General features: G+C 46.9%; 11 protein-coding genes. 5 read left to right on the top strand and 6 right to left on the bottom strand.

The genetic code is table 11. The features are described from left to right. Window position 1 precedes the first annotated feature (1 nt). Genes gspE through gspC form a run of 3 tightly spaced genes read right to left on the bottom strand, consistent with a single transcriptional unit; the run spans window position 2 to window position 4,463 of the window. On the bottom strand, window positions 2-1,504 hold the full coding sequence (gene gspE / locus OCV50_RS00540; protein WP_032551107.1) for a type II secretion system ATPase GspE: 1,503 nt from the start codon (window positions 1,502-1,504) through the stop codon (window positions 2-4). Next, on the bottom strand, window positions 1,504-3,525 hold the full coding sequence (gspD, locus tag OCV50_RS00535) for a type II secretion system secretin GspD (RefSeq protein WP_261903411.1): 2,022 nt from the start codon (window positions 3,523-3,525) through the stop codon (window positions 1,504-1,506). Before gspD ends, gspE begins: the two co-directional genes overlap by 1 nt. 41 nt (window positions 3,526-3,566) lie before the next feature. Continuing rightward, window positions 3,567-4,463, bottom strand: coding sequence for a type II secretion system protein GspC (gene gspC / locus OCV50_RS00530; RefSeq protein WP_261903410.1), 897 nt, complete (start codon window positions 4,461-4,463; stop codon window positions 3,567-3,569). 316 nt (window positions 4,464-4,779) lie between these two features. Here gspC and hslR point away from each other — a divergent pair, with 316 nt between their 5' ends. The 4 genes from hslR (at window position 4,780) to OCV50_RS00510 (ending at window position 10,177) form a co-directional block, all read left to right on the top strand. Next, window positions 4,780-5,166, top strand: a complete 387-nt coding sequence (gene hslR, locus OCV50_RS00525; protein ID WP_261903409.1) for a ribosome-associated heat shock protein Hsp15 — start codon at window positions 4,780-4,782, stop codon at window positions 5,164-5,166. Window positions 5,167-5,184: 18 nt separating this feature from the next. Beyond that, window positions 5,185-6,063: an Hsp33 family molecular chaperone HslO gene (gene hslO, locus OCV50_RS00520; RefSeq protein WP_239842208.1), complete on the top strand. Its 879-nt coding sequence runs from the start codon at window positions 5,185-5,187 to the stop codon at window positions 6,061-6,063. 337 nt (window positions 6,064-6,400) lie between these two features. Next, on the top strand, window positions 6,401-8,026 hold the full coding sequence (pckA, locus tag OCV50_RS00515) for a phosphoenolpyruvate carboxykinase (ATP) (protein ID WP_032551101.1): 1,626 nt from the start codon (window positions 6,401-6,403) through the stop codon (window positions 8,024-8,026). 159 nt (window positions 8,027-8,185) lie between these two features. Then, window positions 8,186-10,177, top strand: a complete 1,992-nt coding sequence (locus tag OCV50_RS00510; RefSeq protein ID WP_261903408.1) for an AsmA family protein — start codon at window positions 8,186-8,188, stop codon at window positions 10,175-10,177. 46 nt (window positions 10,178-10,223) lie between these two features. Here the strand turns inward: OCV50_RS00510 and OCV50_RS00505 are convergent, their stop codons facing one another. Genes OCV50_RS00505 through OCV50_RS00495 form a run of 3 tightly spaced genes read right to left on the bottom strand, consistent with a single transcriptional unit; the run spans window position 10,224 to window position 12,517 of the window. Next, complete coding sequence (locus OCV50_RS00505; protein WP_239842206.1) at window positions 10,224-11,159, bottom strand: bifunctional GNAT family N-acetyltransferase/hotdog fold thioesterase; 936 nt, start codon at window positions 11,157-11,159, stop codon at window positions 10,224-10,226. 10 nt (window positions 11,160-11,169) lie between these two features. Next, window positions 11,170-11,604, bottom strand: coding sequence for a D-aminoacyl-tRNA deacylase (gene dtd / locus OCV50_RS00500; RefSeq protein WP_261903407.1), 435 nt, complete (start codon window positions 11,602-11,604; stop codon window positions 11,170-11,172). Next, window positions 11,576-12,517, bottom strand: a complete 942-nt coding sequence (locus tag OCV50_RS00495; protein WP_239842204.1) for a virulence factor BrkB family protein — start codon at window positions 12,515-12,517, stop codon at window positions 11,576-11,578. Before OCV50_RS00495 ends, dtd begins: the two co-directional genes overlap by 29 nt. 40 nt (window positions 12,518-12,557) lie before the next feature. Here OCV50_RS00495 and OCV50_RS00490 point away from each other — a divergent pair, with 40 nt between their 5' ends. Then, window positions 12,558-13,199 (top strand): DUF2959 domain-containing protein, encoded by a 642-nt coding sequence (locus OCV50_RS00490; protein WP_239842203.1) that lies wholly within the window; start codon window positions 12,558-12,560, stop codon window positions 13,197-13,199. Window positions 13,200-13,207 lie beyond the last annotated feature (8 nt).

Raw genomic sequence — 13,207 nt, 5'->3', positions numbered from 1 at the left:
ACTAAACTTCCTTGGTCACGCGCATCACTTCTTCTAATGAAGTAATACCCTGACGAACCTTAGCTAGACCATCGTCTCGAATACTTGGTGTCGTGCTACGAATCGCTTTCTCAATCGCTTGTTCACCGGCTTCGCTGTGAATCAGCTCTTGCACAGACTCATCCACCATCAACAGCTCATGAATACCAGTTCGGCCGCGATAACCTTTGTGATTACACGCTTCGCACCCTTTCGCATGGTAGAGCGTCAGGCTGTCTTTCTTCTTCAAATCAAACAGCTTTTTGGTCTCTTTATCTGCTTCGTACGGCTCTTTACAGTCATTACACAGAGTACGAACCAGTCGCTGTGCCAATACGCCCAGCAGTGAAGAAGAGATAAGGAATGGTTCGATGCCCATATCACGTAGACGCGTGATCGCACCGACCGCGGTGTTGGTGTGAAGGGTCGACATTACCAAGTGACCAGTCAAAGACGCCTGAACGGCAATCTCTGCCGTTTCTAAGTCACGAATCTCACCAATCATTACTACGTCTGGGTCTTGACGAAGAATCGCTCTCAGACCACGAGCAAAGGTCATATCAACCTTAGGGTTTACCTGAGTTTGACCAATACCGTCGATATCAAATTCGATCGGATCTTCAACGGTCAGGATATTGCGCTCATTACTGTTGAGCTCTTGCAAACCCGCATACAAGGTCGTGGATTTACCAGAACCCGTAGGACCCGTTACCAAGATAATGCCGTGTGGACGTTGAATCAGTTTGCGGAAGTTCTCGTGGTTCTGCGCTGTCATACCTAGGCTATGCAGATCAAGACGAGTCGCATTTTTGTCGAGTAGACGCATAACCACACGCTCACCATGTGATGATGGCATGGTAGAGACACGCACATCCACAGCACGGCCACCGATACGAAGAGAAATACGACCATCTTGTGGCACGCGTTTTTCTGCAATATCTAGCTTCGCCATCACTTTTACACGTGAAACCAATAGTGGTGCCAATTTACGACTTGGGGCTAATACATCACGCAACACGCCATCAATACGGAAACGGATAGAGAGTGACTTCTCGAAGGTCTCGATATGAATATCCGAAGCGCCCTCTTTAATCGCCTCACCCAACATCGCATTAATTAATTTGATGATAGGCGCGTCGTCTTCAGACTCCAGCAGATCTTCGTCTTGTGGCAGCTCTTCAGCCAGTGAGAAGAAGTCGTCGTTATCAGCGCCGATGTCTTCCATCAGTTGACGCGCTTCTGATGAGTCACGTTGATAAGCTTCAGTCAGCTTTTTCTCGAACTCATCAGAGACAATCGCTTGTGGAGTAAAGCCACTTTTCATCACGCGGCTCACCTCTAGGATAGCCGCAGCCTTGAGTGGCTCTACATAGTAAAGAACTGGCGGACGCTCTGGGTGCTGATACTCCAACACCATTTTATAGCGGTTAGCGAAGCTGAATGGCAAACGCTGAAAGCTGCGTACAGGCTCAACCATCTCTGCCATTATTGCTCTTCCATCTGATCAATGAACGCCTGAATCTCTGCTGGGTGATTATGACTCTCACCAAACTTAGGCAACACTGGGATGTTATCGTCATCCAGTAGCTTCAAACCTTGCTCTGCTTTGAACAGTTGCTCTGCACGAATGAAGTTGTATTTGCGCTGGGTAATGCCATCTGCCGTCATACCATCACGAATAATGGTTGGCTTGATGAACACCATTAGGTTCTTCTTCTCTACCTGAGTACTGGTTGACTTAAATAGGTGACCAAGTACCGGAATATCCCCAAGTAGCGGTACCTTAGATTCACTCTCTAGAGCACGCTCATCAATCAGACCGCCCAGCACCAGCATTTGGCCATCTTGAACAATCACAGAGGTATTTAGCTGACGCTTAGCAAAACGAACGTCGACCGCACCGTTAGCGCCCAATACGTTAGACACTTCCTGTTCGATATTAAGTTGAACAGAGTCACCCTCGTTGATTTGTGGAACCACTTTTAGCTTGATACCCACTTCTTTACGATCAACGGTTTGGAATGGATTGTCGTTGCTTGAGCCGGCCGTTGAGCCTGTCAGTACTGGCACTTCTTCACCAACGATGAAAGAGGCTTCACCGTTGTCCATTACAGTAATGCTTGGAGAAGATAGGATGTTCGAGTTTGAGTCGGTCGCGACCGCACTAATTAGCGCAGTCCAGTCACCCATTACTAGACTCACAGCAGCACCATTTACGCCTGACAGAGCAGAAGCTAACGTAGAGTAATCTCCCGGTTCCGTTACGTCATATGGAACTCGGTTACCGTTATTGTCTGTGTAGTATTCGGTACTTGTTTGATCTTCTGCTTCTTCCAAGCCAATCATTACCTGACCAATCGAGGCTCCGGTATTGCCGTACTGAATCATCGCACCTGTTTCAAGGTTACCCCATTGAACGCCAAGGTTAACGCCGTCACCCTCTGCCATTTCAACGATAAGTGCTTCAATCAGAACTTGAGCTCGACGAATATCCAGCTGAGCAATCACATCTTGCAGTGCATTCATGATATCTGGTTGTGCAGTGATGACTAACGAGTTGGTCTCTGCGTGTGCAGAAATCATCACCTGATTACGATTTGAGGTACGATTTTTACTTGAGCTCTGCTTCTCTGATTGCAGATTGTCCGACACACCCTTAAGCACATCGACCAAGTCTTCTGCTTTTGCATATTTAAGGTAAATAACTTGGTTATTGCCTTTGGTCGCCATCTCAACATCAAGCTGTTCAATCAGCTTTCTTAGACGGCTGCGCACTTTAGGATCGCCAGAAATTAGAATCGCGTTAGTACGCTCATCTGCCACCAGCTTAGGTTGCAGGAATGCCGGTGTGTTCTTCGCATCGGTGGTTTTGTTCAGAGCATCAACGATACGAACCATCTCTGCAGCAGAAGCATTTTTCAGCTCAACCACTTCGATCTCTTTATCACCCGCTTGGTCAACACGCTTGATGATTTCAGCAAGACGGTTCACCACCGCAGCACGACCTGTAATCAGGATGATATTGGCAGGGTCATAGTGCACTACGTTACCCGCGCCTGCGTTATCGTTCAGCTGACGCAACAGTGGTGATAGTTCACGCACGGAGACATTACGCACCGTCACAACTCGTGTGACAACACTGTCGCCTTGGATGTTTTCACGGTCGCCAACAACGGGAATAGCAGAAGTCTTGGAGTCTTTGGCTTTGATGATCTTAAGGACGCCAGATTCCATCTCAACCACAGCGTAGCCGTACACTTCCAAAACATTTAGGAAGAAGCTGTAATACTGCTCTTCATTGAGTACGTCATAACTGCGTACATCAATCTTGCCGCGTACCGACGGGTCAACGATGATCGTCTTCTCTAGGTTGCGACCAACAATATTAATAAACTCTTGAATATCAGTGCCCTTAAAGCTGGCACTAAAATCATTCGCGATGGCTGCTGGTGTGCAGATTAAGCTTCCTGCTAGTAACCATGCACTTTTCTTAAACCAATGCTTCACGTACTACTCCTACACTCTCGCCGTTCACTTGGCGAAATGTTTTAAAATTCGATAAAAATGTCATGCTGCTGTCCGTCTCTTTCGACCACTAAATTCAACTCGGTCAAATCAGAAATAGAACGGAAAATAGTGCCCATAGCAGCGGGATCGGTCAGGTCTTGTCCATTAAGCTGAGTCGCGATGTCTCCACTTTGGAGCCCAACAGATTTAAAAAGTTCGGGATCTTTTCCAGGACTGACACGATAGCCAATCACATTACCGTCGCGTTTCACCTGTGAAAGGCGCACATATTGGAAGATTTGTTGTGGGTCTTTGGTGATCTTCGCTTTAATCTCTTCAAGCTTCTCTTCGGCTGAGCCCGGATTATTCCCACGTACGGACGCCGATGCACGAGGCTTCGCTGGTGCAGAGACCGATAAGCGTTTGTATTCCAGACCTTCTAACATCAGAGTCTCGTCGCGACCAGAGTTATCAATGAGCACGCGATCAATCAACACCGCCTTAAGTTTAGCGCGTGTTCCTTCTATCTCTTCGTTAATACCGTAAGTCGCTTGTTTGCCACGGTTAGCAATAACCGCAAGGCTGCGTTGTGGATCTGAGCTTGCTACCGCACCAACCAATACTAGGTTTAAGCGCGTCTTAGGAGCATCTTGAATGACGGGCTGCTCAACGACCTTCGGCGTTTCAGCATTATACTCACCAAAAAAGTTGCTCTTTTGGAGAGAAGAAATATCAAGCGTAGATTGTGGTCGAGAAGATGACGAGGCTTGCGCTTTCCATGGCGTAACGGACTGCTCTGCAGGTTCAATCAACCAAGCTAACTGCCCTAGTATCCATGCAGAAACGGCAATCAATACACAGCAAGTTATCAGGCTCAGCTTTTGCTGAAATACAAATCCATTCTCTATTAAGCGGCTCAACAGGGGAGAATTTCCCATGCGATTTTTGAGCTCTAATAACTTCACTTGCCTAAACCCTTTTGTGAAGATGAGAGCGCTAAATCATTAAGCTCTCAGCTTTTTTGTACATAAATTCTACGCCAATTACTCATTTAGCATAGGATCCAAAACTATATCATAGCTGACGCATAAAAAATCATAACGTGAGCTATTTTGCAGTATGCCTTGAAAAAAAACACATTTGCCACCACTTTAGCTTCTACCAAATGTGATAAGCATCATCTATGACAAGTTGCGAACTGATTTTACTCAGTTTAACCACATTCATTTTTTCACTTAAAAGGCACAGCGCCATATGAAAACTGCTAATGAAGCTGTCAGACTAGATAAATGGTTGTGGGCAGCACGCTTTTACAAAACTCGCTCTATTGCTCGCAATATGGTCGATGGTGGTAAAGTCCACTATAATGGTCAACGCAGCAAACCAAGCAAAATCGTAGAACTTGGGGCAGTAATTTCACTGCGTCAAGGCAATGAAGAAAAGACGGTAACGATCGAGAAGATTTCTGATCAGCGCCGCGGAGCTCCAGAGGCTCAAACCCTTTATACCGAAACGAAAGAAAGCTTGGCAAAGCGTGAAGCACACGCCCAACAGCGTAAATTACATGCACATAACCCAAGCCCTGAACGTCGTCCTGACAAAAAGCAACGTCGTGACATCATCAAGTTCAAGCATCAATAAGCTAGAAGGAATCGCCAAATGGCAAACAACGTTTTAAATCGCTACCTATTTGAAGACCTATCGGTACGTGGTGAATTGGTACAACTGGACGAAGCGTACCAACAAATTATTTCTAGCAAGGAATACCCAGCGGCTATTCAAAAGCTTCTTGGTGAGCTATTAGTTTCAACGACTCTTCTTACTGCGACTCTAAAGTTTGAAGGCTCTATCACTATGCAACTGCAAGGTGACGGCCCAGTATCTCTAGCAGTAATCAACGGTGATCACGACCAGAAGATCCGTGGTGTAGCACGCTTTGAAGGCGATATCGCTGATGACGCAGGCCTACACGACCTTATGGGTAAAGGCTACCTAGTGATCACCATCGATCCTAAGAAAGGTGAGCGTTACCAAGGTATCGTGGCACTAGAAGGCGACACGCTAGCTGACGTTCTTGAAGGCTACTTCGCAAACTCTGAACAGCTTAAGACGCGCCTATGGCTACGTACTGGTGAACACGAAGGTAAACCACACGCAGCAGGCATGCTTCTACAAGTAATGCCAGACGGCACTGGTACACCTGACGATTTTGAGCACCTAGAGCAGCTAACGGCAACGGTAAAAAATGAAGAGCTATTCTCTCTAGAAGCGAACGAACTTCTATACCGTCTATACAACCAAGAGAAAGTACAGCTGTTCACACCGCAACCGGTTGAATTCTTCTGTGGTTGTTCACGTGAGCGCAGTGGCGCAGCTATCATCACTGTTGCTCAAGAAGAGATTTACAGCATCATCAGTACTGAAGGTAGCGTTGCTCTACACTGTGATTACTGTGGCACGAATTACTCTTTTGATAAGAACGATGTTGATGCTCTGTTCGCAGAAGCCGCAGATAAAGGCAGCAATACGGTTCATTAATTTACGCCGATCTAAAAACACGTAATTTACCCCAAAAAGGTCAGCGCAAAGCTGGCCTTTTTTGTGATCAAAATAGCGCAAAACCCGTAACATTTCGTAATAAAATCACCGCTTAATTTTAATCAATTAATAATGTTCAAGCCCCTAGCGCAAAGGTTTGCGTACAGGATAGACTAGTTGGGCCAATATGTGACGAGACACTTAAAACCCCATGGAAAATATGGATAATTTTTGAGCTATATCCCTGTTTCCCCCATGTCTCGTTGCTAGCATGGTGAGCAGATAACAACAAAAAATTAATACAAAATCCCTACAAAATATCCTACAAGGAGCACCTATGACCGTTATGGAACATACAAAGGCTGCACAAATTGATCTTACTAAACACGGACTTACTGGCGTAACTGAAGTACTGCGTAACCCAAGTTACGAGCAGCTGTTCGTGGAAGAAACTCTTCCAGGCTTAGAAGGCTACGAAAAAGGCGTAGTAACCGAGCTGGGTTCTGTTGCTGTTGACACTGGTATCTTTACTGGCCGCTCACCAAAAGATAAGTACATTGTTAAAGACGATACGACTCGCGACACTATGTGGTGGTCGGATCAAGGTAAGAATGATAACAAACCGATTACAACTGAAGTGTGGAACGACCTTAAAGAACTCGTGACTACACAGCTATCTGGCAAACGCCTGTTTGTAATTGACGGTTACTGTGGTGCTAACCCTGATACACGCCTAAGCGTACGTATTATCACAGAGGTGGCTTGGCAAGCACACTTCGTTAAGAACATGTTTATCCGCCCAACTGAAGAAGAGCTGGCAACGTTCGAACCAGACTTCGTTGTAATGAACGGCGCGAAAACAACCAACCCGAAATGGCAAGAGCACGGCCTGAACTCTGAAAACTTTGTCGCGTTCAACCTAACTGAGCGTGTACAAATCATCGGTGGTACTTGGTACGGCGGTGAAATGAAGAAAGGCATGTTCGCAATGATGAACTACCTACTTCCACTACAAGGCATTGCATCTATGCACTGTAGCGCGAACGTGGGTGAGAAAGGCGACGTAGCGGTGTTCTTTGGCCTATCAGGTACAGGTAAAACAACCCTATCTACAGACCCTAAACGTCAACTTATCGGTGATGATGAGCACGGTTGGGACGACGACGGCATCTTCAACTTTGAAGGTGGCTGTTACGCGAAGACGATTCGCCTATCGAAAGAAGCTGAACCAGAGATCTACAATGCAATCCGTCGCGACGCTCTACTAGAGAACGTAACGGTACGCGGCGATGGTTCTATCGACTTTGACGATGGTTCAAAAACAGAAAACACACGTGTTTCTTACCCAATCCATCATATCGATAACATCGTTAAGCCAGTTTCAAAAGCAGGCCATGCGAAGAAAGTTATCTTCCTAACTGCGGATGCATTTGGCGTTCTACCACCCGTTTCTAAGCTAACTCCAGAGCAAACGAAGTACCACTTCCTATCTGGCTTCACAGCGAAACTAGCAGGTACTGAGCGTGGTATCACAGAGCCAACTCCAACGTTCTCTGCAGCGTTTGGCGCGGCGTTCCTAACGCTGCACCCAACTCAATACGCAGAAGTACTTGTGAAGCGTATGGAAGCAGCGGGTGCAGAAGCATACCTAGTGAACACTGGTTGGAACGGCAGCGGTAAGCGTATCTCTATCCAAGATACTCGCGGTATCATTGATGCAATCCTAGATGGCTCAATCGACGATGCAGAAACTAAGGTTATCCCTATGTTTAACCTAGAGGTGCCACTAGCACTGCACGATGTTGACCCAACAATCCTTGATCCACGTGATACTTACACGGATCCACTACAGTGGGAAAGCAAAGCGAAAGACCTTGCGGAACGCTTCATCAACAACTTTGATAAGTACACCGACAACGATGAAGGTAAGGCGCTTGTTTCTGCAGGCCCACAACTGGATTAATTGTTCAATCTGCTCTGAGGGCAAAGCCTTATTGCTAATGCCCTCTTAAAAACGGTATTTTTGTAGCAAGCCCCTCTTTTGAGGGGCTTTTTTGTTGCCGCAGCGCGTATTTTGTTCCACTCTATTTTGAGCAACGAAGAAATGGAAGGTGCGCTAGGAATGAAAAGAGTCATCATGGTAGTTGGGATTGTGTTATCTGTCCTCGTCGCAGCCATTGCGGCGCTGCTACTTGGCTTGCAGACCCAATATCGTACCGACATTGCCAACTTCCTACTCAAGCACTCTACAGAGCACCCAATCACAGTAGAAGACGTTGAGTATCAAGCTCCTTACCAGCTGACCCTACAAGGCATCACGGCTGGCTCAAACAGTCAGGAATACGAGCCGCTATACATCGACAAAGTTCAGCTTTGGCTCAGCCCCAATAGTTTTTTCACAGCACAGCTAGAACTAGATTCATTGTTAATCAGTGGTGTTCAGTGGCAAACCGAAGAGTTAACTATGCTTAAAGCTCAACTAACTCACCCACAGATTAAGCTGCATCAATTAGCAATCAACAACCTAGATTTTTCAACGTCAGAGTTCAATGCCCGAGATGTTGATATCCAAATCGCTAACCCTGATTGGACGAGCTCACAGCAGTTGTTACCAAACGGGAAAATTCAGCTCAAGGCGGGACAAATCTTTTGGCAAAACGAAGCCTTAGATAATTTCCTTATCGACCTCGATTTGAAACCACAAGATAGCACCCTTTATGGCGCATCGTTTGACTGGCGCGGCGCTAAAGTGTCGGGGCAGGCTGAACAGTATCCAAGCGGTTGGTCGCTGATCAATGTCACCATTGATGGCTTACACCTCAATCGAAAGCAAGTTCAGCAGTTGCAGGGGTCTGACTGGCGCATTCCAAACTTCAACATCAGCCATATCAATAGCCTAGATATATTGAAAAGTGACATCGCTTGGCAAAAAGGTCACCTCGCCGCTTTCAGTGCATCGTTTGAAAACATCCAATTGCCGTTCAAGATATGGCATCAAGAGCAGGGATACTTTTCACTGCAGGCGGAGAGCCTGTCTCTTAATGATGAGCAATGGACTGAGCCTAACCTCAAGCTGACGCTACAAGAAGATCAGGTCGAAATTAACGACTTTTATAGTCAATGGCAGCAAGGCAGTATCCAGCTTAATGGTCAGGTGACCCCTCGCGCCATCAACCTTCAAGAGCTGGACATTCGTGGAGTCAAATGGGTCACTGAGTCCACCGAGGAAAAAGCACCGCTCAACGAATTACAACCTTGGCTGAAAGCCATCGACTCACTATCAATAGCTAGACTTAATGTCGAGAGAAGCCAGCGCATTCAGTTGGCTCAGCAGCCATATTGGCAAGTCTCAGGGTTACACGTTGAAGGTCACAGGCTTACCTTGATAGAGCAAGGGAAATGGGGATTGTGGGAAGGGGAGCTGAACGCCAGTGCCAATGATGCCAGCTACCAAAGTATCTTGTCAGCCCAACCTGTGGTTGAAATGACGAGCCACCAAGGTCAGTGGCAACTCAAGCGACTGTTTGCACCACTTAAGCAGGGCTATATTGAGGCTCAAGCCACGGTCGACTTCAATCAAGTTAGCCAACCTTGGCAAGCAACCATCAGTGCTGATGGCGTACCACTGTCGCCATTCATTCCATACTTAGCACTGCCATTTGAAACCTCGGGGATCGGTGAGTTTGAGTTGCAAGCCTCGGGCTTGGCCGGAGATGATCTTATGCTCAGACACTCGGCTACCGCAAAGATCGAGGGCAGCATTCGCAACGGAATCATCAATTTTGCCGCTAACGACACCCAGGTGAGCAAAGAACCAAGCAATGAAGATCCAAGCAGTAAATCACCGCTAACCCACATCGTGAACTTTGAGGTGTCCGACATTAAAGCCGATCTCAACCGTGGTCAGTTGTCCCTATCACCATTGCACATTATTGGTGCAACACAACAAGGCGACCAGCCGCAACCCGTGACACTCACAGGCGAGGTCAGTGGAGAGCTCGATCTCGTGACGCCACAAGCGCACAGTTTGACGCTTTCTCTAACGAGTGAGTGCTACCAAGTCTCGGGATTAGTGACACAAGCACAACTGATTAAGAAAGAGAGCTGCCAATAAAAACGCCACTCGCAAGGAGTGGCGTAAGTCTGTTTAATTGGTTCGATTACTCTGAAACATTCTGAGTAGAGTTAAGAACCTTTTTGTAATCTGGGATCAGCATGTAAGTCCCAGTGAACTCAACCGCTGCCACATCACCACTCTGAATTGTCACGTGGATGATGATTCGCGCCTTGCGCCCAGAAGCCAGTCGGTCTAAATCCCCACTGATACCATCTAGCGAAGTCGACGCAACTGGGTTTTGCTCTACCGGATGGCGATAACGAATGTTGCTGTCTGCCAATACGATATCACCTGTCAGGCCGCGCTCTTTCATCAGCAGCCAAGTCATCCCCCAACCGGTTAAGGTCGCCAAGGTGAACGCAGAACCCGCAAACATCGTGTTGTGGGGGTTAAGGTTCGGATTAAGCTGAGCGCTACACTCGAATTGATAGCCAGTGTATTGGTTGATCTTAATGCCCATCTTGTCGCTGATAGGGATCTGATGCTCCCAACGCTGCTGAAGTTCATTACACCATTCCGGCTTACGCAGTACGTCCGCCATTGGATCAAGCTGCTTAACCATTTGCTGGTGACGCACCGGACCACGTTGGTCGTTAATCTCGCCACGACGCTCAAAACTGTTCTTCTCGTAGAATGAGATGGCATCCTCACGCGCGTTACACACTAAGCGTTTCGCACCTTCTTGGCGGGCTAGAGACTCTAGTGCAACCAAGATAAGAGAACCCATCCCCTTGCTGCGGCGTGAGTTTTTTACCGCCATGTAGCGGATTTGACCTTCGAGATCTGGCGTAATGTAGAGGCGTCCTATCGCCATTGGTCGACCACGGCCATCAACTATCATTCGATGATGACTCATGCCATCGTACTCATCACGCTCGGAGCCCACAGGCATGCGCCAAGGCTCTCGCAACATCTGCCAACGAAAGTGATAATACTTGTTGAGTTGATTCTCCGTGGTTGGAGTAATGAGTTTAAACATGCTTATTCCTTTAAGCTTGTAGCCAGAATGTCACAGGGCCATCATTGATCAGGGAAACCTTCATATCTGCTGCAAATCGACCACGCTCCGTTGGTAATACGGTCTCACATAGATCCGAGAAATAGTCATAAAGGCGTTCAGCATCGGCTGGATGTGCGCCGCGAGAAAAGCCCGCACGTGTCCCTTTCTTGGTGTCAGCTGGCAGCGTAAATTGCGAGACAACGAGAACCTTACCCTCAACCTGCTTAACATTGAGGTTCATTTTTCCGTCTTCATCTTCAAAAACTCGGTAGGTCGTAACGCGCTCCATTAAGCGTTTCGCTTTTGCTTCGTCGTCGTCTCTCTCAACCCCTAGCAACACCAATAAGCCTTTATCGATTTCCCCAACTACTTCACCATCTACGCGAACGGCAGCTTCACTTACTCTTTGAATCAGTGCTATCACTGTGATTTCCTTGTTCTGGAACTTTTTGATTATCGGTAGAGTGTACCATTTCTTTCGTCTCACTCCACTTTTCACTCTCGCCAAGTGCAGCGGTCACCTCAGCTCCTACCAATACAATCAACCAACACAAGTAAACCCACACGAATAAGATCGGAATCGCTGCCAATGCCCCATAAATCAACTGATAAGACGGAAATTGGGTAATGTAAGCGGCAAAGCCTTTCTTGCTTAGCTCAAAAAGAAGAGCCGCGACCAACGAACCTGCCGCTGCATGCGAGAAGTTAATCTTCTTGTTAGGGACCAGCAAGTACAGACCAAAGAATGAGAAAAAAGAGAGAATGAGTGGCAGCTTGCGAATCACAAAGTTATAAAGCCCAGACACAGCCTCATGCTGCAGCAAGTTCAACGAAGTGACATAAGACGTTGATGCGATACTCGCCCCAACTAAGATTGGCCCAAGTGTTAAGACCATCCAATACATAGAGAACGAATGGACAGGACGACGCTTAGCGGTCACCCGCCAAATATAGTTAAGATTCTTGTCAATATTAGAGATCAGCATCATTGCTGCAATAAACAAGAAACCACTACCAACTGCCGTCATCTTGCCGGTATTAGCGACGAACTCCTGCAATGCATTGTGCACCGCATCCCCAGAGGCCGGAACAAAGTTATTGATGATGAACTTCTGAATCACAACCCCAACATCAGCAAAAACCGAGAAGGAAGAGAGTATCGAAAGCAGTACGGCGAGCATAGGCACTATCGACAGTAAGGTGATGTATGCCAAGTAGCCCGCATTCACATTTACCCGATCGTGTTTCATCCGCGCCATCAGGTATTGTGAGAACGCGAGGCCGAGTTCGGTTGTCTTTTGGATCTTCAACTTGTAACTCCCATGTAACTCGTTCATAGTCCTAATAATGTTGATTAATTGTATATAGGAACCAAGGATGCCTTATTTACTCGCCTTAGTGCTATCTATTTTTACCCTAACTGGATGTCAGTCGGCTTATTACTCTGCCATGGAGCAAGTGGGTTACCACAAGCGCGATATTATGGTCGACCGTGTAGAAGACGCCAAAGAGTCACAACAAGACGCTCAAGAAGAGTTTACTAGCGCCCTAGAAGCCCTCAGTAGCCTGACGAATTTCAATGGCGGCGACCTTGAGAGCATGTACAACAAGATCAACGACAAATACCAAGACAGCGAGAAAGCCGCACAAAACGTCAGTGATCGTATCTCTGCAATCGAAGATGTCTCTGATGCACTATTCGCCGAGTGGCAAGAAGAGCTCAACCTCTACACCAGCGCTTCGCTACGCCGCTCTAGTGAGCAAAAGCTACGAGAAACCAAATCCTCTTATCAAACTATGCTCTCAGCAATGAAGCGTGCCGAAAAGAAAATGGACCCAGTGCTCAACACTCTTCGCGACAACACGCTTTATCTTAAGCATAACCTAAATGCGAGTGCAGTCGGTTCATTGCAGGGTGAGTTCATGAGCTTAGAAAAAGACATTGCCTTTGCAATCAAACAGATGAATGCAGCCATTGAAGAGTCAGATAAGTTTCTTGCGCAGCTAAACCAGAAATAAATCAGAGT

Source organism: Vibrio fortis (assembly GCF_024347475.1).
GTDB lineage: Bacteria > Pseudomonadota > Gammaproteobacteria > Enterobacterales > Vibrionaceae > Vibrio > Vibrio fortis.
Note: the sequence above shows the minus strand (reverse complement) of the source record. Positions and strands in the feature narration are given on the sequence as shown.

Coding starts and splice junctions, on each gene's coding strand:
- gspE (WP_032551107.1), bottom strand. CDS start 1,504: ATGGCAGAGATGGTTGAGCCTGTACGCAGCTTTCAGCGTTTGCCATTC.
- gspC (WP_261903410.1), bottom strand. CDS start 4,463: ATGGGAAATTCTCCCCTGTTGAGCCGCTTAATAGAGAATGGATTTGTA.
- hslR (WP_261903409.1), top strand. CDS start 4,780: ATGAAAACTGCTAATGAAGCTGTCAGACTAGATAAATGGTTGTGGGCA.
- hslO (WP_239842208.1), top strand. CDS start 5,185: ATGGCAAACAACGTTTTAAATCGCTACCTATTTGAAGACCTATCGGTA.
- pckA (WP_032551101.1), top strand. CDS start 6,401: ATGACCGTTATGGAACATACAAAGGCTGCACAAATTGATCTTACTAAA.
- OCV50_RS00510 (WP_261903408.1), top strand. CDS start 8,186: ATGAAAAGAGTCATCATGGTAGTTGGGATTGTGTTATCTGTCCTCGTC.
- OCV50_RS00505 (WP_239842206.1), bottom strand. CDS start 11,159: ATGTTTAAACTCATTACTCCAACCACGGAGAATCAACTCAACAAGTAT.
- OCV50_RS00495 (WP_239842204.1), bottom strand. CDS start 12,517: ATGAACGAGTTACATGGGAGTTACAAGTTGAAGATCCAAAAGACAACC.
- OCV50_RS00490 (WP_239842203.1), top strand. CDS start 12,558: ATGCCTTATTTACTCGCCTTAGTGCTATCTATTTTTACCCTAACTGGA.